The 255-nt window shown below is 65.9% G+C and carries 1 protein-coding gene; it reads left to right on the top strand.

Going from position 1 to position 255, the window contains the following annotated elements; translation table 11 throughout:
* Positions 1–255 (top strand): RHS repeat domain-containing protein (locus GJ700_RS34865; protein WP_195764119.1); only part of this gene is annotated, 255 nt, incomplete at both ends.

Below are 255 nucleotides of genomic sequence, written 5' to 3'. Positions count from 1 at the left end.
TGGCCTACAGCTGGGTGGCAATGGACAGCGGCACGCCGGCTTATCTGTTGACCGGTGTTGCCAACAGCTTCGGCCAGTCGCTGCAACTGGCCTATAACGGGCAGGGCCGCCTGGTCGGCATGACCGATCCGGCGGGCAATCTGTACCAATACGAGTACGGTCCGAACGGCCTGGCCGCCGTCACGTATCCCGGGGGAGGCCGCCGCCAATACCTGTATAACGAAGCGGCGCTGGTGGCCGGCGCGCCGGCATCCT

It is taken from the genome of Pseudoduganella rivuli, from assembly GCF_009674485.1.
GTDB lineage: Bacteria > Pseudomonadota > Gammaproteobacteria > Burkholderiales > Burkholderiaceae_D > Rugamonas > Rugamonas rivuli_B.
Note: the sequence above shows the minus strand (reverse complement) of the source record. Positions and strands in the feature narration are given on the sequence as shown.